At 63.7% G+C, this 24,055-nt stretch carries 23 protein-coding genes; 10 read left to right on the top strand and 13 right to left on the bottom strand.

The features are described from left to right. The first annotated feature begins 217 nt into the window (after positions 1 to 217). Positions 218 to 547, top strand: coding sequence for a YbaB/EbfC family nucleoid-associated protein (locus GBB18_RS03605; RefSeq protein ID WP_151529071.1), 330 nt, complete (start codon positions 218 to 220; stop codon positions 545 to 547). 183 nt (positions 548 to 730) lie between these two features. Then, the gene (gene recR / locus GBB18_RS03600; RefSeq protein ID WP_151549372.1) at positions 731 to 1,357 is read left to right on the top strand and encodes a recombination mediator RecR; all 627 of its coding nucleotides are present in this window, start codon (positions 731 to 733) and stop codon (positions 1,355 to 1,357) included. Between the two features lie 73 nt (positions 1,358 to 1,430). On the opposite strand, the gene GBB18_RS03595 is transcribed toward recR, so the two are convergent. The 6 genes from GBB18_RS03595 to GBB18_RS03570 all read right to left on the bottom strand — a co-directional run bounded on the left by GBB18_RS03595 (position 1,431) and on the right by GBB18_RS03570 (position 9,139). After that, the gene (locus tag GBB18_RS03595; protein ID WP_151549373.1) at positions 1,431 to 2,183 is read right to left on the bottom strand and encodes a type 1 glutamine amidotransferase; all 753 of its coding nucleotides are present in this window, start codon (positions 2,181 to 2,183) and stop codon (positions 1,431 to 1,433) included. Next, positions 2,184 to 3,476, bottom strand: coding sequence for a MurT ligase domain-containing protein (locus GBB18_RS03590; protein WP_151549374.1), 1,293 nt, complete (start codon positions 3,474 to 3,476; stop codon positions 2,184 to 2,186). A gap of 87 nt (positions 3,477 to 3,563) precedes the next feature. Then, complete coding sequence (locus tag GBB18_RS03585) at positions 3,564 to 4,613, bottom strand: DNA polymerase III subunit epsilon (protein WP_151640785.1); 1,050 nt, start codon at positions 4,611 to 4,613, stop codon at positions 3,564 to 3,566. Positions 4,614 to 4,681: 68 nt separating this feature from the next. Then, the gene (locus GBB18_RS03580; protein WP_151640784.1) at positions 4,682 to 5,959 is read right to left on the bottom strand and encodes an Nramp family divalent metal transporter; all 1,278 of its coding nucleotides are present in this window, start codon (positions 5,957 to 5,959) and stop codon (positions 4,682 to 4,684) included. Between the two features lie 228 nt (positions 5,960 to 6,187). Further along, entirely contained in the window at positions 6,188 to 8,005 is a 1,818-nt protein-coding gene (leuA, locus tag GBB18_RS03575; RefSeq protein ID WP_151640783.1) for a 2-isopropylmalate synthase, read from the bottom strand. A gap of 294 nt (positions 8,006 to 8,299) precedes the next feature. Next, on the bottom strand, positions 8,300 to 9,139 hold the full coding sequence (locus tag GBB18_RS03570; protein ID WP_151549378.1) for a DMT family transporter: 840 nt from the start codon (positions 9,137 to 9,139) through the stop codon (positions 8,300 to 8,302). Between the two features lie 226 nt (positions 9,140 to 9,365). Here GBB18_RS03570 and GBB18_RS03565 point away from each other — a divergent pair, with 226 nt between their 5' ends. Then, a complete protein-coding gene (locus GBB18_RS03565) occupies positions 9,366 to 10,631 on the top strand; it encodes an aspartate kinase (RefSeq protein WP_151549537.1) in 1,266 nt (421 codons plus the stop codon). A 165-nt stretch (positions 10,632 to 10,796) separates the two neighbouring features. Next, positions 10,797 to 11,660 carry a GDSL-type esterase/lipase family protein gene (locus tag GBB18_RS03560; protein ID WP_151549379.1) on the top strand — a complete coding sequence of 288 codons (864 nt, stop codon included), beginning with the start codon at positions 10,797 to 10,799 and terminating at the stop codon, positions 11,658 to 11,660. 126 nt (positions 11,661 to 11,786) lie between these two features. Here GBB18_RS03560 and GBB18_RS03555 read toward each other — a convergent pair whose 3' ends face one another. Further along, a complete protein-coding gene (locus tag GBB18_RS03555) occupies positions 11,787 to 12,386 on the bottom strand; it encodes a superoxide dismutase (protein ID WP_192795911.1) in 600 nt (199 codons plus the stop codon). Between the two features lie 224 nt (positions 12,387 to 12,610). Between GBB18_RS03555 and msrA the strand changes: the two genes are divergently transcribed. Next, the gene (gene msrA / locus GBB18_RS03550; protein ID WP_151640782.1) at positions 12,611 to 13,264 is read left to right on the top strand and encodes a peptide-methionine (S)-S-oxide reductase MsrA; all 654 of its coding nucleotides are present in this window, start codon (positions 12,611 to 12,613) and stop codon (positions 13,262 to 13,264) included. Here msrA and GBB18_RS03545 read toward each other — a convergent pair. Continuing rightward, positions 13,261 to 13,851 (bottom strand): phosphatase PAP2 family protein, encoded by a 591-nt coding sequence (locus tag GBB18_RS03545; protein ID WP_151549382.1) that lies wholly within the window; start codon positions 13,849 to 13,851, stop codon positions 13,261 to 13,263. The genes msrA and GBB18_RS03545 overlap by 4 nt on opposite strands. 12 nt (positions 13,852 to 13,863) lie before the next feature. Continuing rightward, the gene (locus GBB18_RS03540; protein ID WP_151549383.1) at positions 13,864 to 14,529 is read right to left on the bottom strand and encodes an HAD family hydrolase; all 666 of its coding nucleotides are present in this window, start codon (positions 14,527 to 14,529) and stop codon (positions 13,864 to 13,866) included. Positions 14,530 to 14,663: 134 nt separating this feature from the next. Here GBB18_RS03540 and GBB18_RS03535 point away from each other — a divergent pair, with 134 nt between their 5' ends. From GBB18_RS03535 to GBB18_RS03525, 3 genes are all read left to right on the top strand, one after another. Then, positions 14,664 to 15,608, top strand: a complete 945-nt coding sequence (locus tag GBB18_RS03535) for an L-lactate dehydrogenase (protein WP_151640781.1) — start codon at positions 14,664 to 14,666, stop codon at positions 15,606 to 15,608. Positions 15,609 to 15,771: 163 nt separating this feature from the next. Beyond that, the gene (locus tag GBB18_RS03530) at positions 15,772 to 16,497 is read left to right on the top strand and encodes a glycerophosphodiester phosphodiesterase family protein (protein ID WP_151640780.1); all 726 of its coding nucleotides are present in this window, start codon (positions 15,772 to 15,774) and stop codon (positions 16,495 to 16,497) included. Positions 16,498 to 16,552: 55 nt separating this feature from the next. Next, positions 16,553 to 17,467 (top strand): DUF5926 family protein, encoded by a 915-nt coding sequence (locus GBB18_RS03525; RefSeq protein ID WP_151640779.1) that lies wholly within the window; start codon positions 16,553 to 16,555, stop codon positions 17,465 to 17,467. Between the two features lie 61 nt (positions 17,468 to 17,528). Here GBB18_RS03525 and GBB18_RS03520 read toward each other — a convergent pair whose 3' ends face one another. The 4 genes from GBB18_RS03520 to GBB18_RS03505 all read right to left on the bottom strand — a co-directional run bounded on the left by GBB18_RS03520 (position 17,529) and on the right by GBB18_RS03505 (position 22,347). Continuing rightward, positions 17,529 to 18,917, bottom strand: coding sequence for an HNH endonuclease signature motif containing protein (locus GBB18_RS03520; RefSeq protein WP_192795910.1), 1,389 nt, complete (start codon positions 18,915 to 18,917; stop codon positions 17,529 to 17,531). A 113-nt stretch (positions 18,918 to 19,030) separates the two neighbouring features. Further along, on the bottom strand, positions 19,031 to 20,416 hold the full coding sequence (locus GBB18_RS03515; RefSeq protein WP_151549387.1) for an LCP family protein: 1,386 nt from the start codon (positions 20,414 to 20,416) through the stop codon (positions 19,031 to 19,033). Positions 20,417 to 20,434: 18 nt separating this feature from the next. Then, complete coding sequence (locus GBB18_RS03510; RefSeq protein WP_151549388.1) at positions 20,435 to 21,148, bottom strand: CPBP family intramembrane glutamic endopeptidase; 714 nt, start codon at positions 21,146 to 21,148, stop codon at positions 20,435 to 20,437. After that, entirely contained in the window at positions 21,145 to 22,347 is a 1,203-nt protein-coding gene (locus GBB18_RS03505) for an amidase (protein ID WP_151640777.1), read from the bottom strand. The genes GBB18_RS03510 and GBB18_RS03505 overlap by 4 nt, the downstream gene beginning before the upstream one ends. Before the next feature lie 83 nt (positions 22,348 to 22,430). Here GBB18_RS03505 and pheA point away from each other — a divergent pair, with 83 nt between their 5' ends. Together pheA and GBB18_RS03495 are read left to right on the top strand one after the other, a co-directional pair. Continuing rightward, positions 22,431 to 23,357: a prephenate dehydratase gene (gene pheA, locus GBB18_RS03500; protein WP_151640776.1), complete on the top strand. Its 927-nt coding sequence runs from the start codon at positions 22,431 to 22,433 to the stop codon at positions 23,355 to 23,357. After that, positions 23,354 to 24,034, top strand: a complete 681-nt coding sequence (locus tag GBB18_RS03495) for a histidine phosphatase family protein (protein ID WP_151640775.1) — start codon at positions 23,354 to 23,356, stop codon at positions 24,032 to 24,034. Before pheA ends, GBB18_RS03495 begins: the two co-directional genes overlap by 4 nt. Positions 24,035 to 24,055: the final 21 nt, after the last annotated feature.

The following is a 24,055-nucleotide window of genomic DNA, read 5'->3' as shown; positions in this document are numbered from 1 at the left end:
CGCCTGCACCCACCCCGCCCCAGCCGGTAGAGGAAAGCCCGGAGGATGTGGAAGAGTCCTTCGCCCGCGAGGCCGCGGAGGGTGAGGGCAGCGCCGATAGGCGTGACCAGCGCACCGTGGCGATCGAGCTTTTGCAGGAGCAGCTGGGAGCGAAGCTGGTATAAAACGTCTACACTCGTTGGGGCGATAAAGATACCCCCTAAGAAAGGCAACAACCATGACTCAGCCCGATATGCAGCAGATTCTCGCCCAGGCCCAGCAGATGCAGGAGCAGCTGCAGCAGGCCCAGCAGGAAATTATGGCCACCGAGGTCGTTGGCGAGGCCGGCAATGGTTTGGTCAAGGCCACCATGAACGGTGCCGGTCACATCACCGGCGTCGAGATCGACCCGAAGGTTGTCGATCCGGAGGATGTTGACACCCTGCAGGATCTCGTGCTCGGTGCCCTCGAGGACGCCCACAAGCGCATCTCCGATGTAGCCGAGGAAAAGATGGGCCCGCTGCAAAATGCTGGCTTCGGTGGCGACCTGGACGGCATGCTCGGCTAAAACCTGACCGAGACGTCTGGTCACATTCAGCGCCCCGCCCCGTGCGGGGTGTTTGTGTGTACACTCCCAGCAGCGATAGCGGCCTGTGGCGTCCCCGCCACACCGATGAGCACCCCACCCCACGACCGAGGTTGACCCGCGCAATGGCGGGATAGACCGGCACACGAAGGACACCCACCCCGCATGTTCGAAGGCCCGCTCCAAGATCTCATCGACGAGCTCTCTCGGCTCCCAGGAGTGGGGCCGAAGTCCGCACAGCGGATCGCCTTTCACCTGCTCAACACCGATTCCGAGGATGTCGAGCGGCTCCAAAATGCGCTCGGCGCGGTGCGCGGCGGGGTCACCTTCTGCCGTATTTGCTGCAATGTTTCCCGCGATGAGCTGTGCCGCATCTGCGCAGACTCCCAGCGCGACCCCAGCGTGATCTGCGTAGTGGAAGAACCCAAAGACATTCAGGTGATCGAACGCACCGGGGAGTATGAGGGCCGCTATCACGTGCTCGGCGGGGCACTGGATCCGCTGAATAATGTGGGCCCGAAGGACCTCACCGTCTCACAGCTGCTGCAGCGCATTGGTGGGGTTCTCGAGGACCGCGAGGGCGAGCCCGCCCCCGATATCAGCGAGGTGATCCTCGCTACCGACCCCAATACCGAGGGCGAAGCCACCGCCTCGTATCTGGCGCGGCTCCTGCGTGATTTTCCGGACCTGGTGATCTCGCGGCTTGCCTCCGGCATGCCGCTGGGCGGCGATCTGGAGTTCGTTGATGAACTCACGCTCTCCCGCGCACTCACCGGCCGCCACCGGCTTTAGGCGCGACCTAGGGGCGATCACTAGCGCGAGCGCGCGCGCCGCCCTTTCGCGCCATGCCCTCGGCCGCAGCCAGCTAGCTGTCGAGGCGCTCCTCGCGCAGCTGCGAGACCTCATCGAGCACCAGCGGCTCGAGATCAGTGAACTCCACCCCCATGGCGCGGGCCAAGAGAAGATCCGCGATATGCGGGTTACGGGCCAAGAAGGGCCCGTGCATATAGGTGGCGATCACGGTGCCCTGGATAGCGCCATCGCAGCCGGCCCCATGACCGGAATCGGTGTTGCCGATACCGCGAGTAATCGAGCAGAGCGGCTGGGCATCCGGTCCCAGCACGGTAGAACCCATGTGGTTTTCGAAGCCGCTCAGGCGCAGGCTCACGGTGCCGCTAATGCGCTGCGCATCGGAGATCTGCTCGGTGAGCACCGTGGAGGGCGTGGCCTCCACTTCACCGATGGCACGTGTGCGTAGTTGCGCGGTGGTGGCGTCGATAAGCCCCAAGCCCTCGTGTACCCCGCCGGAGGCGTGGAAAGACTCGCCGAGTACCTGAAAACCGGCGCAGATGCTCAGGATCGGGGTCTTCTTCTCTGCGGCGCGGATAAGGCCGCCGTGGGCACGCAGATGCTCCGCCGCCAACACCTGGGCTGCGTCCTCGCCGCCGCCCATGCAGTAGAGATCGCAGGAATCCGGGATGGCGTCCTGCAGGGTGATCCGATGAATATCGGCATCAATGCCGCGTAGCCGGGCGCGCTGGCGCAGCACGAGGGCATTGCCATCGTCGCCATAGGTGCCGAGCACATCAGGCAGCAGCAGTCCGATAGTGAGAGTCATTTACTCGTTTCCTTCCTTAGCTGCCTGGAGCGAACGTTCGAGAGCCTTCTTCAGATCACGGAAAGCCGTGTAATTGGCCAGCACCTCCACCCGGCCGGGCGGGCAGGCGCGAATGGCCTCCACGGGATCGTGGATGAGGTCATGATCAATCGAGGCATACTTCAACCTGACCGCAAGGTCAGTACCGCGTTCGCCGGCGGCGTGCACGTGGAGGTTCTCGAAGTTCTCAAACACCACATCCCACAGCCACGATAGGTCCTCGCCATCGGCCACCTGGCCGTTGACGGCGATCACATGGCCCTCGGCCTCGCGATCGAGCATGGACAGCGCCTCTTGCCAGCCCGCCGGGTTCTTGGCCAGCAGCATGTGCACCTCTCGGCCCTCGAATTCGATAGTGGAGTAGCGGCCGGCCACATTATCCACCTCCTCCACCGCGTCACGGGCGCCATCGAGGCTGATATCGAAGCAGCTCACCGCCGCCGCAATGGCCTGGGCGGCGTTACCGCGATTGGCCTTGCCCGGCAGCTTCAAATCCAGTGGCGTATCACCCAGCGGGGAGCGCAGCGCCTCATCATCGATCACCCAGCTGGGCTCGGGGCGGCGGAACTCGCGGCCATCGGCCAGCGGCTTGGTGGCGTACCAATCATCGCCGTTGTGCACCACATGGGAGCCGGTGCGCGGGCAGGACACCGAATCGCCGATCCAGCCGGCGCCGGCAGAGACCCACACCACGTTCTCGGCGTCGAAGGCAACGGAGGTGACCAGCACGTCATCGCAATTGGCGATCACGGTCATCTCGGGATGGGCCTCGACACAGGCGCGCAGCGCGCGCTCGAGCTTATTGATCTCGCCGACCCGGTCCAGCTGGTCTCGGGTGAGGTTGAGCAGGATGAGCGCCGTGGGGTGAAGCCGGTCGGCCACCTTAGGCACGTGCAGCTCATCGCACTCCAGCACCACGTGGCTGGCATCCTTGCCGGCCATGAGCGCGGAGATAATGCCCGCGTCCATGTTGTCGCCGCCATCATTGGTGGCCACGGTGTAGCGGCTGCGCAGCGCGTTCGCGGTCATGCGGGTCGTGGTGGACTTGCCATTGGTGCCGGTGATCAGCACAGTGGGGCGGTTCTTCGCCACGGTGGTCATGATCGTGGGGTCGATTGCATTGGCCACCAGGCCGCCGATCATGCCGCCGGCACCGCGGCCGGTCGCACGCGAGGCCGCAGTGGCTGCTGAAGCTGCCGTCGTGGCAAGGGTGGCGCGCAGACGGCGGAGAGGCCGAGGAAGGTTGATGCTCATGGTTAAGAAATTGTAGCCTCAACCGCCGCTGGGAGGGACACGCCTGCTCACAGGCGCGCCTTGGCGCCGCGGGGCTGAGCCGGCTGCCTAGTTGTCCGTTTCTTTGGCGGCCTGACGGGCCAGCTCGACGAAAGCGGTATCGGCCATGAGCGGAATATTCTTCCGCTGCGCGTGCATCGCCTTGCCCTTGAGATCCTGGGTGTGATTGCAGATCACCAGCGAGGAGCCACGGCCCAGCTTCTCGCTGTAGCTCAACCCAGCATCGAGCGCGGCCTGAATGATCTCGGTATCGGGCAGCTCGATCTGCGGGGTGAGCACCACCTCCATGCCGGGTTGCAGCGAGCCTCCCGGCTGATACGCTCCGGGGTTCTCCGCGGCGGCGTCGGCCTGGGCGGCATCCACGCGCAGCACCGTGCGCTGCAGGCCGCAGCGATCCGCCTTCAACTCCTCGGCCTGGTAGCTCACAGGATTCTCTATGGCCGCATAGAGATCCCAGGTGAGCTGGGTGGCCTCGAAGGAAAACTCCGCTTCAGGGACGCTGGCGCGTTCGCGGGTTGCCTGCGGGGAGCCGTCGAATAGCCCCCACTGGCGCGCCACGCCGCGCAGTCGCTCGTCCTCGATCGTGGTGCCGGTGCGGCGCACGGTGGTGAGCAGGTCGATGAGGGCCACCGGCTTGGGCACATGCCCGAAATTCGAGCGATTGCGCTTGCCGCCGCGCCGCCGCCGCTGCTTCGGGGCGTGGGCGCGCCGGTTATGGGCGATGGCCCGCTTCGATTCCGAGACGATGAAACCCCAGGTGAGGGCCATGTCGAAGGTGATGAGGGTACGGCCGTCGATCATACGGCAGATACTTTTCGACACTCCGGCGAAGGTGGGGGCCGCCGCCACCTCCTCCTTGCTCAGCCCGTGCAGATGCGGCGGTCCCGGATCCGCCTTGGGATTGAGCACGTGGTGCACGTGCTCATCGAGCTCACCGCTCGGGGTGAACGTGGCCAAATCGATGGCAACCATCCGCGCCGACGCGGGGTGAATACCCGAGGTCTGGACCGTGGCAACCACAAAGGGGGCCCGCTCGAGCTCGGCTTGTCGACGCGCCCTGCGCTCTTCGCGGCTCAGATGATGGTTACCGTTGCTCATAGGTTCCTATGCTAAACCACAACCGCGCCGATCCCGCGGACTAGGTGCAGGGCGCGGGGCGGTGGTCTTTAGAAGTAGCTCATGATCTGGTTCACGCAGATAGCCACGAAGGCCAGCGAGATGATGGCCATCATTGTGTTGGCGAACCAGCCGTTGCGCCATTGCTTCGGGGTGGCATCGGTATTGAGCAGGATGAGCAACGTAAAGCCCAAAAAAGGCATGAAGAACGCACCGAGCACACCGTAGAGCAGCACTAGGACCACCGGGCGGCCGAGGAAGAGCAGCAGCATGGGCGGGAAGGTCAGCCACAGGATGTAGAGCTTGTAGTACTTGCCGCCGGTGGTGGTGGAGGGGTGGTTCTCTGGGAGCTTGCGCAGGTGGCCGATGTAGTCGGCGAACATCAGGGACACGCCATTCCACACGCCCAGCACCGAGGAGAAGCTGGCCGCCCAGAAGCCGATGAGAAAGATCGTGCCGATGGTCGGGTTGTAGCGATCCGCCAGCACATCGGAGAGCCCCAGCAAGGCCTTGTCGCCGTTTTCGACGGCGATATTGGCGGAGTAGAGCAGGTCGGCGCCGAGGATCAGCATGGCGATCACGAAGATGCCGGTGACCACATAGGCCACGGTGTTATCGATCCGCATCACTTTCATCCAGCCGGGAGTGCGCCAGCCTTTTTCACGGCACCAATAGCCATAGGCGGCCAGGGTGATGGTGCCGCCGACGCCACCGGCGAGGGAGAGCACGTAGACCCCCGAGCCCTCAGGGATGCGGGGTATGAGCCCAGTGAGGATCTCGGGCAGGTGTTGCAGGGAGAGCGTGGCAATACCGACCACGGTGAGGAACATGAGTCCCACCAGCACGGCGATGATTTTTTCGAAGAACTCGTAGCGGCCTATCCAGGTGAGGATGAATCCGAGAATGCCCGTGCCGATCGCCCACCAGGTGAGAGTGGTGCCGGGAAAGAGCGCGGCCAGCGGCAGCGCCGTGGAGCTCATGGCCGCAGCACCATAGACGAACCCCCACACCACGATGTAGGGGACGAAATACCAGCTGGTCCAGCGGCCAATGCGCCGCCAGCCGGTATAGATCGTGTGGCCGGTGGACAGAGAATAACGGCCCACGCCTTCGACGAGCACAATCTTCATGATCGCGCCCACTACGGCCGCCCAGAGGAGGGTGTAGCCGAATTTTTGCCCAGCAATCATGGTGGCGACAAGATCGCCGGCACCGACACCGGTGGCGGCAGCCACTAAGCCAGGGCCGATCACACGCCACGTGGCGTCGGGGTTGGGGCCATCTGCGGATGGCTCGGTGGTGGGTGGGGAAGCGTCAGCGCGGGACATGTGATCCTCCTTTGCTCGGTATCGCGAGTGTTTTGGGTCACAATCCTAGCAAGGGAGAAGACGTGGCGAGGGTACGTCGCGGCAGGTGAGCTACCCCCCAGTGCAGGTGGCGCGGCGGAATCCGCTGTGGTGCAGAGACTGCAGCTGCCGGCAGGGTGGCGTCGATAAGCGCGCAGCACAAAACTCCCGAGGCTCACGGGGAGCACTCGGGAGTAGGGGAGCGAGAGGCTAGGCCATGGCGCGGTTGATCGCGGAGGTCACGGCCTTCAGCGAGGCGTAGGTGATAGAGCCGGCCACGCCGACACCCCACACCTGCTGGCCATTGACGTCGGCATAGACGAAGGCGGCGGCCTCGGCGTCATCGCCGGCGGTGCGGGCGTGCTGGGAGTAATCCAGCACCTCGACGTTGATGTCCAGCTGCTCGAGAGCATTGGCATAGGCGGACACAGGGCCGTTGCCGTGGCCGGAGACGGTCTTTTCCTCGCCGTTGATCTCCAGCTTCGCGGTCACCTGCGAGAGCTCGCCATCGGACTGGGCGTTATCCACGCGCAGCGAGATCTGCTCCACCGGGCTCACCCGATCCAGGTACTCGCGGGCGAAAATGTCCCACATGGACTTCGAGTTCACCTCGCCGCCCTCGGAATCGGTCACGGCCTGCACCACGGAGGAGAATTCCACCTGCATCGGCCGCGGCAGGTTGATGCCGTGGTCGGTCTTCATGATGTAGGCGACGCCACCCTTGCCGGACTGTGAGTTCACGCGGATCACGGCCTCGTAGTTGCGGCCCACATCCTTCGGGTCGATCGGCAGATAGGGCACCTCCCACGTGATATCGCGCAGTTCCTCCCAGGCCACATCGGTGTGGGTCGCGCCGGGGCGATGCTTGGCGGCCATGGCGTCTAGGCCCTTGTTCACGGCGTCCTGGTGGGAGCCAGAGAAGGCGGTGAACACCAGATCGCCGCCATAGGGGTGGCGCTCCGGCACGCGCAGCTGGTTGCAATACTCCACCGTGCGACGAATGTGGGCGATATCGGAGAAGTCGATCTGCGGGTCGACGCCCTGTGTCATCAGGTTCAGGCCCAGGGTCACCAGGCAGACATTGCCGGTGCGCTCGCCATTGCCGAAGAGGCAGCCCTCGATGCGGTCGGCGCCCGCCATGAAGCCCAGCTCGGCGGTGGCGACACCGGTGCCGCGGTCATTGTGCGGGTGCAGCGACAAGATGATGGAATCGCGACGGTTCAGGTTGCGGTCCATCCACTCGATGGAGTCGGCGTAGACATTGGGGGTGATCATCTCCACCGTGGAGGGCAGGTTAATGATCATGGGGTTCTCTGGGGTGGGCTGCATGACGTCGGTGACGGCGTCGATGACTTCCTTGGCATAGGCCACCTCGGTGCCGGTATAGGACTCCGGCGAGTACTCCCAGCGCCAGTTGGTCTCTGGGTAGTCCTTGGCGATGGTCTGGATCAGCTCAGCGGCGTCGGTGGCCAGCTTCTTGATCTGCTCCTTATCCTTCCGGAACACCACATCGCGCTGCAGGATGGACGTGGAGTTGTAGAAGTGCACGATCACGTTCTTCGCGCCCTCGCAGGCCTCGAAGGTGCGGCGGATCAGGTGCTCGCGGGCCTGCACCAGCACCTGGATGGTCACATCATCGGGGATCTTGTCTTCCTTGATGATCTCCTGCACAAAGTTGAAATCGGTTTGGGAGGCCGAGGGGAAGCCCACCTCGATCTCCTTGTAGCCCATGCGCACCAGCAGGTCGAACATGCGGCGCTTGCGTTCTGGGCTCATCGGATCGATCAGGGCCTGGTTGCCGTCGCGCAGGTCCACGGCACACCACTGCGGGGCCACCGTCATCTTCTTGTCCGGCCAGGTGCGGTCCGGCAGCGAGAAGTCTTCGACTTCCACGTGATAGGGCTGGTAGCGCTTACTCGGCATGGTGGAGTTGCGCTGCTTATTCCATGCCGGCTGCCCCTCGCGACGCGGGCCGTTCGGGGTGGTGATTTCAGTGGGGGCGGAGATGAAAGTGTCGTTCATCGACATAACTATGGGTGCTTTCTTGGCTCAGTGTTCGGGAATGTTGGCCGCGCCTGAAACTCCGCGACGGGGCGGCCAACGAACAATTAAGCGCTAACACCCGCCGCGGCGACTAAGGAGGAGGAATCCCTGACTACCGCGAATCATGTGAGGCACATTACCGCATCCGTCAGTATTTTCGGGCACCGACGTTCCATCCTTTGGGAAAAACCAGTTCAGTGTTCCCCCTATCGGGGGCCTATGCACGCTTATCGACGCCTACTCGCGTGTGCGCCGGCCCGGTGGCACGGGCGATGCGCACTAGTCGATTCCGAGCCGCGATAGCTGGAAGGTGGAGCCAATCATGGCCAGCAGAGCGAGGGCCATCCACGCCCATTGCCATCCGCTGGCTTGGAAGGATTCGCTTAACACTGCATAGCCCAAGATGAAGGCTACGATGGGCTCGGCGACCTTCATGGCCGGCAGGGAGTTTTTGAGTGCGCCGGCATTAAAGGAGACCTGCTGCACCAAGGTGCCGATGGTGGCGCAGGCGATCAGCGCATAGAGCTCCCAAGAGGTGAGGATGCCGAAGAACCCGCCTTTGTGGACGAAGATATCGGCGATGGCCTTAGATAGCACCGCCACATAGCCGAAAACAGCGCCGGTGACGATGCCGAGCAGCAGGGCCTTCTCGCGGCGGATCTGGCGTTGCGCCCAACGGTCGAGGCCGACGAGAACGACCACGCCGATGCCGAGGGCCAGCAGCCAGCGGTGCAGCGATGGATCAGGGGTGCCCGAGGCGGGGCGGCCCAGCAGCACCAGCACCGATACGGAGACGGTGAGCACGCCCGCCCACAGCATTTCGGCGAAGGTGAGCCGGTGCTTGTCGTAGTAGGCCGACAGCGGCAGGGTGAACATGAGGGAGAGCACCAGGATGGGCTGCACTACGAGCAGGGTGCCGAAGCCGAGAGCCACAACCTGCAGGCCATAGGCGCCGAGCGCAGAAAAAGAGCCCGCCCACCATAAGGGGCGGCGCATGGCCGTGGCGATGGACCGGCCCTCGGGTGCCTCGAGTGCGATATTGTGCCGCACGACCGTGCCCCATGCGATCGTCAGCGCAGAGGCAGTGGCAAAAAGAATGGCAAGCAGGGTATTAGGCACAGCACTTAGAGTATCGCTAGGGGTGGCGTGGAACCGTCGCGGCGCGCGGGGTGGCGGTGCTGGCGTGGTGCGATCCTCACCCTGGGGGTGAATGTGAACTCGATAGTGTCCTGCAATGGGCGCCATGTACGATGAGTGCGGAAAAACCAATACTTCGGCAGAAATTGCCTCGCAGACCCGCGGCAAAGACGGTGCGGGGCCTCATGCCAAGGAAAGGACGGCACCTGTGGCACTTATTGTGCAGAAATACGGTGGATCATCTCTGGAGAGTGCGGAGCGTATCCGCAGCGTTGCTGAACGTATTGTGGCCACCAAGAAGCAGGGCCACGATGTGGTGGTGGTGTGCTCCGCCATGGGTGATACCACCGATGAGTTCCTCGATTTGGCGGCGCAGGTCAATCCCGTTCCGCCGGCCCGCGAGATGGACATGCTACTCACCGCCGGGGAGCGTATCTCCAATGCGCTGGTGGCCATGGCGATTGAGAGCTTCGGTGCGAAGGCCCAGTCCTTCACCGGCTCCCAGGCGGGCGTGCTCACCACGGAGCGGCACGGCAATGCCCGCATCATCGAGGTCACCCCGGGGCGTGTGCAGGAGGCCCTCAGCCAGGGCAAGATCTGCCTGGTTGCCGGCTTCCAGGGTGTGAATAAGGAAACCCGCGATGTCACCACCTTGGGCCGTGGCGGTTCCGATACCACTGCGGTGGCGCTCGCCGCGGCGCTCGAGGCCGATGTGTGCGAAATCTACTCGGATGTGGACGGCGTCTACACCGCCGATCCGCGCATCGTGCCCAATGCCCGCAAACTAGACAAGATCTCCTTCGAGGAGATGCTCGAATTGGCTGCTGTGGGATCGAAGATCTTGGTGCTGCGCAGCGTCGAATACGCCCGCGCATTCAACGTGCCCTTGCGTGTGCGTTCGTCCTACAGTAATGACATTGGCACCCTCGTCGACGGATCAATGGAGGATATTCCCGTGGAAGAAGCAATACTCACTGGCGTGGCAACCGATAGCTCGGAAGCCAAGATCACTGTTTTGGGAATCTCGGATCTGCCGGGCGAGTCCGCCCGCATCTTCCGTGTCATCGCGGATGCAGAGATCAACATCGATATGGTGCTGCAGAATGTCTCCTCCCTCGAGGACGGCAAGACCGACATCACCTTCACCTGCCCTCGCGCCGATGGCCCTCGCGCCATGGAGCTGCTGAAGAAGATGCAGGCCGGTGCCGGCTACGAGAACGTGCTCTACGACGACCAAGTGGGCAAGGTCTCCCTAGTGGGCGCAGGCATGAAGTCTCACCCCGGAGTCACCGCCGACTTCTGTGAGGCGCTGCGCGATGTGGGAGTAAATATCGAGCTCATCTCCACCTCCGAGATCCGCATCTCGGTGCTCGTCCGCGAGGCCGACCTCCCCGAGGCTGCCCGCGCTCTGCACGAGCGCTTCGAGCTCGGCGGCGACGAAGAAGCCATCGTTTACGCAGGTACTGGCCGCTAAACAGGATCTGCGGCACGCTCGCTGTCCGACCGCCCTTGGCACCCGCTGCCAGGGGCGGTTTTTCTGTGAGCTGGGTTAAAAGTTTTTGGGGCTATCTGGTGCTCAGGTTATTCTCATGCAGAATGCACCTAACTGGGGCGAGCCGCATGAAAGGGAAAAATTACCGTGGGATTCACGACAGGTTTGAAGAAAGTTACCGCCGCTATGTTGGGAGTCGCCACCGCCGCGGTGGTGGGCGTGAGCGCTGCCCCAGTGGCTGCCGCTGCCCCGCAGGGCAATATCGCCTACTTTGGTGATTCCTACTCCGCGAACCCGGATCAGATCCTCAACGCCATGCGCGGGATGAACCCGCAGGTGTACAACGGCTATCCCGCCCGCGAGGGCTGCCTGCAGGCCCCGAATAATGCGCCGCGCCTGCTCGGCCAGATTGCCAAGGCACCGATCTCTGACTGGTCCTGTGTCGCCGAGACCTCGCGTGTGGCCACCCAGCGCGTCGCCCGCGCCATCCAGGCCGGCGATATTCACCCCGGCACGCGCGCCGTGGTGTTGGCCGCGGGCATGAATAACTACGGTGGCTTCGGTGTGCGCGATGGCGTGAATATCCTCGATAACCAGGCCGTGCACAACGCCTACCTGAAGGATATTCATGACGCCGTAAATCAGATCCGTCGCGTTTCTCCGCGCATCCAGATCATCATTCCGGGCATGCTGCAGGTCACCGAGCCTACCTCGGGCATGCTTTGCGCACTGAACGTGGTTCCCAACGTCCCGATGGGCGTGCCGGTGCCGCTGCTGCGCGATGTGGAGAACTGGAACCGCGATAACCAGATCGCGGCGGCCCGCCAGACCGGTGCCACCTTCGTGGACATCAAGGCCGGTTCCGCCGCTCACCACACCTGCGTGCCCGATGTGCAGCGCTGGGTCTCCGGCAGCATCGACACCACCACCCCGAACTACAACATGGGCCTGCACCCCAGCGAGGCAGGTTCCCGCTACGTGGCGCAGCGCATCGCCGCCGCCCTGCGCTAGGTTCTCGGCTTCATAGCCACAGCACTGCACGCCTCGACCGGGCGTGCAGTTTTTTATGTCCACACAACGCAGAACGTGGCCCCACCCACTGAGGGCGAGGCCACGAACTAGCAGGCGTGATGGGCCTTAGTTGGCTGCCTTGGCGTAACGCTCGGCAACGTCATCCCAGTTGAAGACGTTCCACACGGCCTCAACGTAGTCAGCCTTGACGTTCTTGTACTGGAGGTAGAAGGCGTGCTCCCACATGTCCAGCATGAGCAGCGGGGTCAGGTTAGCGGAGATGTTGCCCTGCTGATCGGTGATCTGCTCAACCACGAGGCGCTCACCGATGTGGTCATAGCCGAGAACTGCCCAGCCGGAGCCCTGCAGGCCCAGAGCGGCTGCGGAGAAGTGAGACTTGAAGTTCTCGAAGGAACCAAACTCGGCGTTGATGGCCTCTGCTAGTTCACCGGTGGGCTCGCCGCCGCCGTTGGGGGAGAGGTTCTTCCAGAAAATGGAGTGGTTGGTGTGGCCACCCAAGTTGAAAGCGAGGTCCTTGGACAGGGCGGTAACCACGGCAGAGATCTCGCCGTTCTCACGAGCAGTTGCCAGCTTCTCGAGGGCAGTATTAGCGCCCTTGACGTAGTTGGCGTGGTGCTTGGAGTGGTGCAGCTCCATAATCTCGGCGGCGATGTGCGGCTCGAGGGCGTCGTAAGAGTAATCCAGCTCGGGAAGGGTGTAAGTCATGATAAAAGCCTTTCGTGGTTTTTACGTTCACAGCCACGGCGCGGTGCCGTGGCATTGATACCCATGATAGGTGAGAATGTGAATATCGCAACAAAATGGTTGAGAAAACCGGCTCCGGCAGGGGTACCGCAGCAGGAACGCGGCGACGGGACTAGATTGGGTCGAGTGCCCACGTGGCCCTCGAGAGGACATCGCCCTTACCCCCTAGAGAAAGTGCTAGCACTATGGGATTTCTATTTTCACGCACCCCGGAGATGGTGAGCGAGGCCCAGGCGCTGCGCGGCGGTTCTACCCCCGTGCTGGAGCACCCTCAGTCCCACGCGGTTCTCGGCACTCCGATCACCGGACCGTGGAAGCCGGAGCAGCGGCGCCTCATCATTGGCATGGGATGCTTCTGGGGCGCGGAGAAACTGCTGTGGCAGCTCGACGGGGTGGACTCCACCTCCGTGGGCTATGCCGGAGGGTTCACTCCCAATCCGACCTACCGCGAGGTATGCACGGGCCGGACGGGCCACACCGAGGTGGTGGAGGTGGTCTACGATCCCGCGCGGATCAGCGCTCGGGAGATTATTAGCGCCACCCTTGAGGCCCACGATCCCACCCAGGGCTATCGCCAAGGCAATGATGTGGGCACCCAATATCGCTCCGCCTACTTTGTGGATTCCGCCGAGGATGAGCAGCTCGTGCGCGAGCTTCTCGCCGCCTATGGGCCGAAGCTGGCCGCGGCCGGGTTTGGTCCCGTCACCACCGAGGTGGCCCAGCTCAGCGATACCCCCGCGGGTGTCTACTATTTGGCCGAGGATTATCACCAGCAGTATCTGCACAAAAACCCCGAGGGCTATTGCCCCGTCCACTCCACGGGGGTGGCCTGCGGCTAGCGCGCCGGGTGGGTCGGAGCCAGCGGCAGGGGCAGCCCGCCGCGGCGACAGCTCAGTACCCCCACCAGCAGGATCGCCACACCGGCGATGGTCGCCCCGATGACCCATCCGGCGAGCACATCGGTGCTCCAATGGTGGGCGAGAAATACTCGGGAGATGCCCATGCACAGCGCATATCCCAGCGCGGCCAGCCAGACGAGGATGCGAACAACGCGCCCGCGCACCGCATGGCCGCCAAAGTAGGCGAGCACGAGAGCAAGAACGGTTGCGTTGAGCGTGTGCCCCGAGGGGAAAGAATATGAGGACTCGAAGGGCGGCACTGCGAAGGCGTAATCGGGCCGGGTGCGCCCCACCAGTGTCTTGATGATGGTGGTGGTGCTCGTCGACAGTGCCGCTGCTAGGGCGAGGGTGAGCACGGGAGTCCAGCTGCGCAGCACCGCAGTGAGCAGAAACGCGAGTGCTGTGGCCACGGGCAGGCTCAGGGCGGTCGTGCCGACATTGCTAAAAGCGGTGACCGCCGCGTCGAGCGTCGGGGAGCGGTGATCCAGCCCCCACTGAAGATATGTTGTGTCGATTGAGCTAAGCACCCATAAAGGCTACTACGGGCGCGTTCCGCCGAGAACGTGAGTGCGCAACAGCTCCAGTAGGTCGGCGGGGTCGGCGACATGCACGGCGTCGAGGCCGGCGGCGCGGGCGGCACGCACATCGTTGTTGTAGTTATCGCCGATCATCACCGCGCGTTCTGCCGGTGTCCCAAGCAGCGCCAGCGCCTCCCGATAGGCCTGCGGATCGGGTTTGGCGCAGCTGAGTTCCGCAGTGGGGATGAGGCTTATCGACGCCGACTCGAGGCCGGTGACAGCGAGCTTGCCCGCCTGCATGTCGCGGGCGCCATTCGTAAAAATGGCCACCGTTGCTCCAGTGTTCGCGGCGAGGGCCAAGGCTGCAGCCGCATCGGGGAAAGCGCGCCAGCCTTCACGATAGAAGGAGGCGAATACCTCGAAACGCCGGCGCGACTCCTCTTCACTGAGCGGGGTAGCAAAGAAGCGGGCCATGCGGTTGAGGCGCTGCTGGGCATGGGTGATCTCGCCTCGTTCGAAGCGGGAGAACTCCTCGTTTTCGATCTGGAACCACCGCTCGATGAGGGCGTGTTCTGAGCCTTCCATGGCGTAGTGCTGGATCAGGCGGGTGGCGGCGTGGCGGGCGGCAGAGTCGTGATCGACGAGCGTGCCGTCGAGGTCAAAGAGGATGGCGTCATAGCGGGGCATAGTGTCTCAGTATAGAAGCTGTGGGGTTTCCCACTTTCAGCGGAAAAAGGCTGCCAAATACTGGCAAAAACAAAAACAAACGGGCACAATGGGCAGCTGAAAGCGAAAAACCAAACATCGCAAGGGATGAAACAATGAAGGATATTGTTGGCAACAAGGTTGTGCTCATCGGCGCCGGTGACGTGGGAGTGGCCTATGCCTACGCTCTGGTGAACCAGGGCACGGTGGACCACCTGGCCATCATCGACATCGATGAGAAGAAGCTCGCCGGCAACGTCATGGACCTTAACCACGGCGTCGTCTGGGCCAGCTCCCGCACTCGTGTCAGCAAGGGCACCTACGCCGACTGCGAAGACGCCGCCATGGTGGTCATCTGCGCCGGCGCCGCCCAGAAGCCCGGCGAGACCCGGTTGCAGCTGGTGGACAAGAACATGAAGATCATGAAGTCCATCGTGGACGAAGTGATGGCCAACAACTTCGACGGCATCATGGTGGTCGCCTCCAACCCGGTGGACGTGCTTTCCTATGCCGCATGGAAGTACTCCGGCCTGCCGTGGCAGCGCGTGATCGGCTCCGGCACCGTGCTGGATTCCGCCCGCTTCCGCTACATGCTCGGTGAACTCTACGACTGCTCGCCCACCTCCATCCACGCCTACATTGTGGGCGAGCACGGCGACAGCGAGCTGCCGGTGCTCTCCTCCGCCACCATCGCTGGTGTGTCCATGCGAATGAAGCTGGCCAAGGAGCCAGGTCTGGAAGAGCGTCTGGAAAAGATTTTCGAAGACACCCGCGATGCCGCCTATCGCATCATCGACGCCAAGGGCTCCACCTCCTATGGCATCGGCATGGGACTGGCCCGCATCACCCGCGCGGTGCTGCAAAACCAGGATGTGGCCCTGCCTGTCTCCGCCCTGCTCCAAGGCGAGTACGGCCAAGAAGACATCTACATCGGCACCCCTGCGATCGTGAACCGCAACGGCATCAACCGTGTGGTCGAGCTCGAGCTCAACGAGCACGAGATGGAGCGCTTCACCAAGTCTGCTGATGCACTGCGCGAGGTACAGCAGAACTTCTTCTAAATAGAGAGCGCTTGCTCGCCTTATCACCACCGGCCTGTCTCGCACCTGAACTGGGTACACGGGGCACGGCCGGTGCTCTGCGTCTACGCCCCGTATCCTAAAACTGGCGACAAGATCCGCCACTCGGGCACTGGGCGATACTGATACAGGAGGCAGCGAGAAAATGTATGTGATCGCGCACCGCGGCGCATCCGCCGACTATCCGGAGCTCACCGCAACAGCCTTCACCGAGGCGTTTGTGCAGGGCGCGGACGGGGTGGAATGCGATATCCGTCTGGCCCGCTGCGGTGAGCTGGTATGTATCCACGATCCCATCGTGGATCGTGTCTCTGATGGCAGCGGCCGAGTATCCACCCAGACGGTAGAGCAGCTACGCCGGTACAACTTCGGCACTGCGGCGGCCCCCTCCGGGCCCTGTACCCTCAACGAACTGCTTGACATCATGGAGGATCACCCCGGAAAGCACCTCTTTATAGAGAGCAAACACCCCATGCGCTATGGCCGGATGCTGGAGGAAGAATTGGTGAAAACACTCCGCTACCGCCGCCTAGAAGCAGACCCCTATATCCACGTGATCTCCTTTTCCGGATCCGCGATCAACCGCATGCAGCAATTGGCACCGGAGCTTGACCGGATCTACCTGCGCAACGATCCCAACGCCTGGTATCACCGCATTCGCGAGCAGACGATTCACCCCGCCTCGGTTGGTCTCGCTATGCGGAAAGCCCGCGAACACATCAACAATGGCACCCTGCCGCCGGCGAGCTATGTGTGGACCGTGGACAACCCCGAGGAGATGGCCGTGTGCCGCGACAATGGCGTGCAGTGGTTGGCCACCAATGTGCCCGCTCTGGCTCGCGAGGTCGTAGACCGCGGGCCGCAGGCGTAACACCCACTGGGGAGCAGACAACTGGCGCACCGGGGCGAACGGGTATGTTTGTGCCATGGGCAAAAAGAAGAAGAATCGTGAGAATCTGCCTGAGGGCATGAGCCGCAAGCAGGCCAAACTCGCCGCACGTGCCGCTGAGCGCGCCGCGTTGATGGGCGAAACCCGCCCCTTCGAGGGACTCGCTGCCGAGCCGCAGCTGGTGGCACTGCAGGAGTTCATCCCCTCCGCATACGCCAAGGTGGACGTCGCTGGAACTGATCGCGAGGTCTACATCTGTACCGTGCTGCCGGGAGCCGTCGCTGCTTTGGTGCGCGACGAGGAAGCCGGCGGCGAGGCGTTTGTGGCGATGCAAACCCAGCACCGCACCAAGACCCAGGGCAAGGATTTGGCCTATGCCCTTAATTGGGTCATCAACGCCGCCCCCGGCGCTACCTTGGCGCCCGGCAACCAGGATGGTTCCCAGCCGGAGCTGAGCGCACTGCTGAGCGCAGATGCCGAGCTCGACGTGCAGGCCTTCGATACCTTCACCTGGTGGGTACCAGAGGGGCAGACCGGCGATGAACAGACCGCACGCATGCTGCAGATGGCCAATGACACCATCATTCCCTCCCAGGAAGTACACGCAGACGTACCCGGTGCTCTGTGGTGGGTGGATCCCGGCGAGAAGGCCCACATCCGTTGGGTGCGCCAGGATGATGAGGACAAGCTGCTCGCTGCCCTTGCCCGCATCGCGGCGGCCGGCAAACTGCACCTTGGCGAGGACACCAAGTTCGCTGGTGCTTTCCGCACGCACGGTCTCACCGTTCCGGTCTTCGATCTCGATCCCACGATCACTCCGGAGGAGTGCGTGCCGGCCGTGGAGGAGCTCAATTCCTTGATCTCGGCAGAGCTGAGCAATGATGCGCAGCTGAACGCCGAGGAGCGTAAGGCCCTCAACAACATCAAGTCGCGGCAGCTCACTATCCGCTAATTCGCGCGATATTCATGGCTGTACTGGCCAGCTGGGGATCACTCCCAGCTGGCCTTTTCTACTATTCGGGGCCCGGTGGTGAATGTGGCCAGGCTTGGCGGCGTATTTTCGCGCCCGCCGATTGTGTCGCCGCCGTGGATGTATTGGGTACCGGGTTTTCGGGGGCCTCGGCGGTTGCCGAGCCGACCACTCCGGTCTCGGGGTGGCGGGCAGCGTGCTCCTTTATGGGATGTTGCTTGGTGTCATCGTTGTCGCTGTGGTGCTCGGGGCAGCGCAGCGTGAGATTTAATATGTCGGTGGGGCCGCCATCATTCCACGAGGTGATGTGGTGGATATCGCAGCGACTCACCGGCTCCGAGCACCCTGGGTGAGAGCACACGAGCTCGGAGGCGAATAGCGCGAGGCGCTGGTAGATATTCGCCAACCTGGTGGTTCTTCGCAGATCCAGCACCTGGCCGGTGCGGGGATCGTGGACGCACACGAAGCCGTATTTGGCTTGGGCGAGCGAGAGTACGTCGCTGACAGTGAGCTCATTGCCGGTGTTGGTGGGAAAGAGCATCCCGGCGGCGGCGAGATCAGTGTCATCGAAGTCCTTGGCCGATACCGAGAACACCATGCTGGCCGCGCCGATGCCGCCGCAGTCGAGGGCGGCGTCGAGTGCATCCGCGTAGCGTTGCTGCACGGTGCGCGGGTCATCTTTGTCGACGGTGCGCTCGACGAAAGGCTCTAGCCATGCCCGCAGCTTGGCGGTGATGCGCTCGGGCAGATAACCGAAGACGCGGCTGCCGCCGTCGTTATCTGCCTCGGTGATGGTGAAAGCGCGGTTGCGTTCGGCGCGGGCTGGTTCGGGGCTGAGCTCGCTATTGGCGTGGGTAACCAGGTGCTTAACATAAGCCCTAGTGTCATCGCAGCTAGCGTTGTGGGCATAGTCCACGGCTTTCTGGCGCAGTGTTTCGCGTAGTAGCGCGCTGCCGGTGCGCAGCCCGAGCAGGGCTTTATCTATCGCGGTGCGGGTATCGCCGGAGATCCGGTAGTCGCACAGCTGCCTGCGGGTGCGGCCGCGCAGCATCTCCGCGGCGCCGCGGTTGATATCGTTCTGCTCCTCAGTCAGCGTCTCATCCGGCTCATCCTTGAGCTTTCCGTAGAGGCAGCGGGCCTGTCCGATGGTGGAGTTGGCGCGAGAATTAGACCAGCCGAGACGTTCCTTGAGAATACGGCGTGGCTTGGAGGTGCCCGCCACGTCCATGAGGTCTTCCGTGCTGGCGAGGTGTGCGATAAGCACATCGAGGTGCGCCTTGAGCGACATATGCTCCTCGAGTCGTGCCAGCTGTGGGAGAGTAGCCCCCAGAGAGGTGAACCCGCCGGTATCGACGTCGTAGAGCGCCACGAGCTGGGCGAGATCCTCGCCGATGCGGTCAACAATCTGCTGTACCTGGTCGCTAGCGATCATGGGGGCCTCCTTCCTGAATGAGCGTGTGCGGCACACACTAAAACAGGACAGACCATGCCCGCTGCGCGGGCTGTGCATAACTCGCGACCGATGAAGGGTTATGCACAGCAGAGCTAGCGAAGGGAGCTAAAGAGTTGCTCCGCCTGGGTTTCATCCCACAGCACAACCGAGCCGACATCCACATAGTCGATGCCGCCCACGGGGGCGACCTCGGTGTTGAAACCGCCGGCCATGTGCAGCGCCGCCCACAAAAGATCCCAGGTGTGGTCGCTCGAGTCCACTGTGAGCGAACCCGCTACCCCGTTGACCAGCGGGATAGACCGGAAGGGGTTGAGGAAGGTGGTGGGGGAGGCCACCTTCTTGGCGAGGGCACCGAGGAACTGCCGCTGGCGGGCCGCGCGGTCAATATCTCCCTGTGCAGTGGATCGGGTGCGCACAAAGCTCAACGCCTGGGCACCATCGAATTTCTGGCAGCCGGGTTCCATGTGGAAGTTGATCACGTCATCGTGGATGGGCTCATCCACGCAGAGCTCCACCCCGCCCACGGCGTCGACAGCGTGGGCGAAGCCGCCAAAGCCGACTTCGGCGTAGTGATCGATCTTCAGCCCCGTGCTCTGCTCGACGGTCTCGATGAGCAGCGGCGGACCACCGAAGGAAAAGGCAGCATTGATCTTGTTCATGCCATAGCCCGGAATCTCCACATAGCTATCGCGCGGGAGCGACAGCAGCGTGGGCTTGCCGAAGAGGGGCACGTGCAAGATCATGATCGTGTCGGTGCGGTTGCCTCCCACATCCCCGCCGGTCATCAGCTCGTGGTTCTGCTCTGGAGTGAGACCCTCGCGGGAATCGGAGCCCACCAGCAGCCAGTTCGAGCCGCTGGTATTACTGATCTGCTGGGCAGGCATGGCCTCGACCCGCTCGAATTTGGTGTCGGCCCACAACATGCCCACCACCGCGATGGTGACGATGATCGCCAGCGCCCAGCGGAACATGGAGAAACAGCCCATGCGGGGCCGGCGCATGCCCCGCCACGGGGCGCGGCGCCGGGGCGCAGCGGCAGGCTGCGGTTGCAGCGGCTGCTGCGGTGCAGGGCGCACCGGCTCCGGCACTGGGGCGTAGTACTGGCGGGGACGCTGCTGTACCGAGCGTGCCGCCTCGGGGTGCTCGCGATAGTAGGCCTGGCGCTGCTCCTCATAGCTGGGCTGGCGGTGCCGTCCCAAGGATTCTTCGCTGCGCCGGTGGCGCTGCGGCCGGTAGTCCGATGCCCGATGCTCGGGCTGGGGCCGGTTGATTGAGCGATCACGGCGCGGTTCGCGCCGCGGCTCTCGGCGAGGCTCCCGCCGAGGCTCACGCCGCGACTGCGGCTCGCGAGAAGACTGAGGATTGCGTCGAGAAACGGGCGAGTCCCCCGCACGGGGCGATTGAGGGCGCCGCCTGACGGGACGACCGTAGTGATCGCGCAGAATACGGCCGTCTTTGTCTCTCGCGAAATCGTCCATGTCTGGATACTCTAATGCCTAAGACAATCCAAGCCTCGATACATCAAGGAATTGGTAGCCCAAAAAAGCCACGGTGTCGATGAAAAAGTGGGCGAACACCAGTGGCCACACCCGCCGGAACTTCCAGTAGAAAGCGGCGAAGACCACGCCCATCACAATATTGCCCGCCCCAGCGCTGAGCCCCTGATACAGGTGATAGGAGCCGCGCAGCACCGCAGAGGCGCTAATGATGGCCACCGGCGCCCAGCGCAGCTGCGCCAGCCGGGTACTCAGCCACCACACCACCACGGTCTCCTCGGCGAAGGCGTTAGCGAAGCCCCATAGCAGCAGGATCAGTCCTGCCCACAGCCCTGAGTCATAGGCGGATACCACCACTTCTTTGGTCCAGCCGGCGTGCAAGGCCAGCACGTACAGCCCGAGCCCCGGAATACCAATCAGTGCGGCCAAGACGGCCCCGCTCAGTCCATCGCGCGGGCGCGGACGCTGCAGAAAGATACGGTCGCGAGCGAGCAGGTACACCACCAGTAAGCCCCAGCCGCAGAGCACGGCGGCCGATATCAGCTGCAGCCCCAGATCCAGCCACGGCACCGAGGACTGTGGGGCGTTGAGCGTGGTGCTTTGTTTATTGAGCGCCTCGGGCGCGAGCAACGCATCGGTCAGTCGCAGGGCGGAGCGTAGCCCCGAGGCACCGAAGGTGATGAGAAGAACCACCAGGATTTCCGCCAGAATCATGCCTCTTTTCCTTTCGGCGCGCCCGCAGCTTCGAGCTGTTCGGCCACCCCGAGCAGCTCGGCGGCACCGGCGTGGATGCAGCCCAGGTGGAGTCCCACTGGCGGGCGACCGGGCAGGGCCCAGGGCACAGAGATGGCGGCGCGGCCGGTGATATTGAAGAGACTGCCCCACGGGGTCCAGCGTGTCTGTTCGTCGAAATCGTCTTGGGGCTCTAGGGAGCTGAAGGTGCCGATCGGCGGGGGATCATAGGCCAAGGTGGGGGTGAGCAGCAGCTCGCAGGGCCAGGCGTAGCGCACATGTCGGTCGAGAGCAGCGAGGGTACGCAGTGCCTCTTCGAGCGCTCCTGGGGCGAGGCCGCGGCCGCGTTCGCGCATGTACTCCACGATCGGGGAGGCGGGGCCAGGAATGCGGCTCGACTTGTGCCACATCAGGGTTTGGAAGGCGGCGAAGGGCTCCGGGCCGTAGGCGGGGTCCACGGGGATGATCTCGTGCCCATGGGCGCGGAGCGTGGTGGTGGCGTCGGCAAGCGCAGACAGCATGATCGGATCGACCTCCCCGTCGCCGTGCAGCGGGGCGCGGAGCACAGCAATGCGCAGGCGGCGGGAGTGTGGGCGAAAGCCGTGGAGAGCAGCGGCGCGGCGCACACTGGTGGTGAGGAAGCCTTGGGCGGTGAGCCGGCCCTCGCCGGGAGTGTGCGGTGGTTTGAAGCCCACCAGCCCGCACGCCGCGGCGGGCACTCGGATGGAGCCGCCCCCATCGGAGGCGTGGGCGACCTCGACGATGCCGCGCGCCACCAGTGCTGCCGCGCCGCCGGAGGAACCACCGGGAGTGCGCCCAGGCCACAGCGGGTTGCGGATGGGGTCCTGGCCGACGGGCTCGGTATAGGCGGTCATCCCCATCTCCGAGGTAGCGCTCTTGCCGGCGATGGTGGCGCCCTGATTCAGCAGCCACTCATTGACATGATCATGGCTGCGCGGAATATGGCGGCGATGTATCGAACCATAACTCGTGGGCATGCCCGCCACATCGGAGAGATCTTTGACGAAGAGCACCATGCCGTCGAGGCGGCCATGCCCGGTAGGGGCCACGGGCTGGGTGGTGGCATCGTGCACCACCCCGTGCTCGGCGGGGGTGAGCGCCGCCAGCTCGCGGTGAATGCGGGCGAGCTGGGTGTCGATTGACGGGGCGGGATGCGGCATGAATGTTGATGGTAGACCGCTACTGGCGGCGGGGGAAAGGTAGCCCGTGTTTGTGTGCCAGCGAGCCGCTACACTCAAAGATCATGAGTACTACGGTGGCTTTTCTCGGTCCGCGCGGCACGTTCACGGAGATGGCGATGCAGGCATTCGCCGCGCGCGGCTGCTTTGACGCAGACGATGTGACGGGGCTGCCGGTGTCCTCGCCGGCGGAGGCTCTCGATGCGGTCGTCCAGGGCTGGGCTGACTATGCCTGCGTGGCCATCGAAAACTCGGTGGATGGGGCCGTGACTCCCACCTTCGATGCCCTGGCCGCCGCCGAGGGAGTACAGATTTATCACGAGTTCGCTCTCGATATCTCCTTCGCATTCATGCGGGGCGACGCCGCGCCTACGTCCGCCCCGCCGCGGTTGAGCACTCATCCTGTGGCGTGGCAGCAGGTGAAACTCTCGGCGCAGCGTCTGCTGGGCGAGGTTGAATTCATTCCCGCCTCCTCCAATGCCGCCGCGGCGGAAGCCGTGGCTCGCGGCGAGGCCGACTACGCAGCCGCCCCGGAAGCCGCCGCCGATCTGTGGGGCTTGCAGGTGATAGCCAGCGATGTGGCCGATGTGCCGGGCGCGCGCACCCAGTTCGTGGTGGTGGGCCCGGCAGGCGTACCGACTCCGCGGACGGGAAATGATCGCACCTCCGTGGTGTTCACCTTGCCAAATGTGCCCGGCAGCCTAGTGGGGGCGCTGACGGAGTTCTCGCTTCGCGGCGTGGACCTCACCCGCATCGAGTCCCGTCCCACCCGCACTGGGCTGGGCACCTACCGCTTCCACGCCGATCTGGTGGGGCATATCGACGACGCCATCGTGGCCGAAGCGCTGCGGGCGTTGCACATGCGCTGCGAGTCCTTGCACTATCTCGGCTCGTGGCCACATAATTCCGCCCCGCCGGAGCAACCCAGCAACACCCCTGAACGTGACGCCGCCACTGCGTGGGTGGCCCGAATGAAAGAAGGTCAGCGATGAGTGCCACCTCCCGCCAAGGTCGAATTATCTTGGCTCGCCACGGCGAGACCTACGCCAATAAAAACCGCGTGCTCGATACCTTCCCGCCGGGAGCCGAGCTCACCGAGCGGGGCCAGCAGCAGGCCTATGCGCTGGGTGACAAGCTCGTCGAGTTTAGTGGGGAGCACCTTGGGCAGATCTATTGCGGGCTGGCGATCCGAGCCCAGCAAACCGCGATGCGCGCCGCCGAACGCTTCCGCGAAGGCAGTGGCCGCGAGCTGGGCCGAGTGCTGATACGCGAAGGAGTCCACGAGATCAGTGCCGGCAACCTCGAGGGCAGCACGGATCCCGAGGATGCCGCGCTCTACCTCGACTATTTCTACCGTCGTCTCTGCGGCGAGCAGGCGGCGCTGCCAGGAGGGGAGTCGCTGCGCGCTATCCTTATCCGCTATCTGCCGGTGCTGGCTGAGATGCTCAATGAGCACGTGGATGCCGGCCGCGATGCGGTACTGGTCAATCACGGCGCTATCAGCCGCACGGTCGCCAGCCATGCTTGTGGGCTGGAGCCGGAGTTTGCACGGGATCACCGCCTCGAGAATTGCGGACTGATTGTGCTGGAACCACGCGGACAGCTCTTCGGCGGCTGGACCCTGACCCATTGGTCAGATACTCCGGTGGGGGAGCTCGGCGCGGCCTAAAACACCGAGCGCTGGCACCAA

The organism is Corynebacterium sp. 11A (genome assembly GCF_008930935.1).
GTDB classification, from domain to species: Bacteria; Actinomycetota; Actinomycetes; order Mycobacteriales; family Mycobacteriaceae; genus Corynebacterium; species Corynebacterium megadyptis.
This window is presented reverse-complemented; position numbering and strand designations above follow the sequence as displayed.

Coding starts and splice junctions, on each gene's coding strand:
- pheA (WP_151640776.1), top strand. CDS start 22,431: ATGAGTACTACGGTGGCTTTTCTCGGTCCGCGCGGCACGTTCACGGAG.
- GBB18_RS03535 (WP_151640781.1), top strand. CDS start 14,664: ATGAAGGATATTGTTGGCAACAAGGTTGTGCTCATCGGCGCCGGTGAC.
- GBB18_RS03520 (WP_192795910.1), bottom strand. CDS start 18,917: ATGATCGCTAGCGACCAGGTACAGCAGATTGTTGACCGCATCGGCGAG.
- GBB18_RS03605 (WP_151529071.1), top strand. CDS start 218: ATGACTCAGCCCGATATGCAGCAGATTCTCGCCCAGGCCCAGCAGATG.
- GBB18_RS03585 (WP_151640785.1), bottom strand. CDS start 4,613: ATGAGCAACGGTAACCATCATCTGAGCCGCGAAGAGCGCAGGGCGCGT.
- GBB18_RS03495 (WP_151640775.1), top strand. CDS start 23,354: ATGAGTGCCACCTCCCGCCAAGGTCGAATTATCTTGGCTCGCCACGGC.
- GBB18_RS03540 (WP_151549383.1), bottom strand. CDS start 14,529: ATGCCCCGCTATGACGCCATCCTCTTTGACCTCGACGGCACGCTCGTC.
- msrA (WP_151640782.1), top strand. CDS start 12,611: ATGGGATTTCTATTTTCACGCACCCCGGAGATGGTGAGCGAGGCCCAG.
- GBB18_RS03530 (WP_151640780.1), top strand. CDS start 15,772: ATGTATGTGATCGCGCACCGCGGCGCATCCGCCGACTATCCGGAGCTC.
- GBB18_RS03510 (WP_151549388.1), bottom strand. CDS start 21,148: ATGATTCTGGCGGAAATCCTGGTGGTTCTTCTCATCACCTTCGGTGCC.
- leuA (WP_151640783.1), bottom strand. CDS start 8,005: ATGTCGATGAACGACACTTTCATCTCCGCCCCCACTGAAATCACCACC.
- GBB18_RS03595 (WP_151549373.1), bottom strand. CDS start 2,183: ATGACTCTCACTATCGGACTGCTGCTGCCTGATGTGCTCGGCACCTAT.
- GBB18_RS03505 (WP_151640777.1), bottom strand. CDS start 22,347: ATGCCGCATCCCGCCCCGTCAATCGACACCCAGCTCGCCCGCATTCAC.
- GBB18_RS03515 (WP_151549387.1), bottom strand. CDS start 20,416: ATGGACGATTTCGCGAGAGACAAAGACGGCCGTATTCTGCGCGATCAC.
- GBB18_RS03525 (WP_151640779.1), top strand. CDS start 16,553: ATGGGCAAAAAGAAGAAGAATCGTGAGAATCTGCCTGAGGGCATGAGC.
- GBB18_RS03555 (WP_192795911.1), bottom strand. CDS start 12,386: ATGACTTACACCCTTCCCGAGCTGGATTACTCTTACGACGCCCTCGAG.
- recR (WP_151549372.1), top strand. CDS start 731: ATGTTCGAAGGCCCGCTCCAAGATCTCATCGACGAGCTCTCTCGGCTC.
- GBB18_RS03590 (WP_151549374.1), bottom strand. CDS start 3,476: ATGAGCATCAACCTTCCTCGGCCTCTCCGCCGTCTGCGCGCCACCCTT.
- GBB18_RS03580 (WP_151640784.1), bottom strand. CDS start 5,959: ATGTCCCGCGCTGACGCTTCCCCACCCACCACCGAGCCATCCGCAGAT.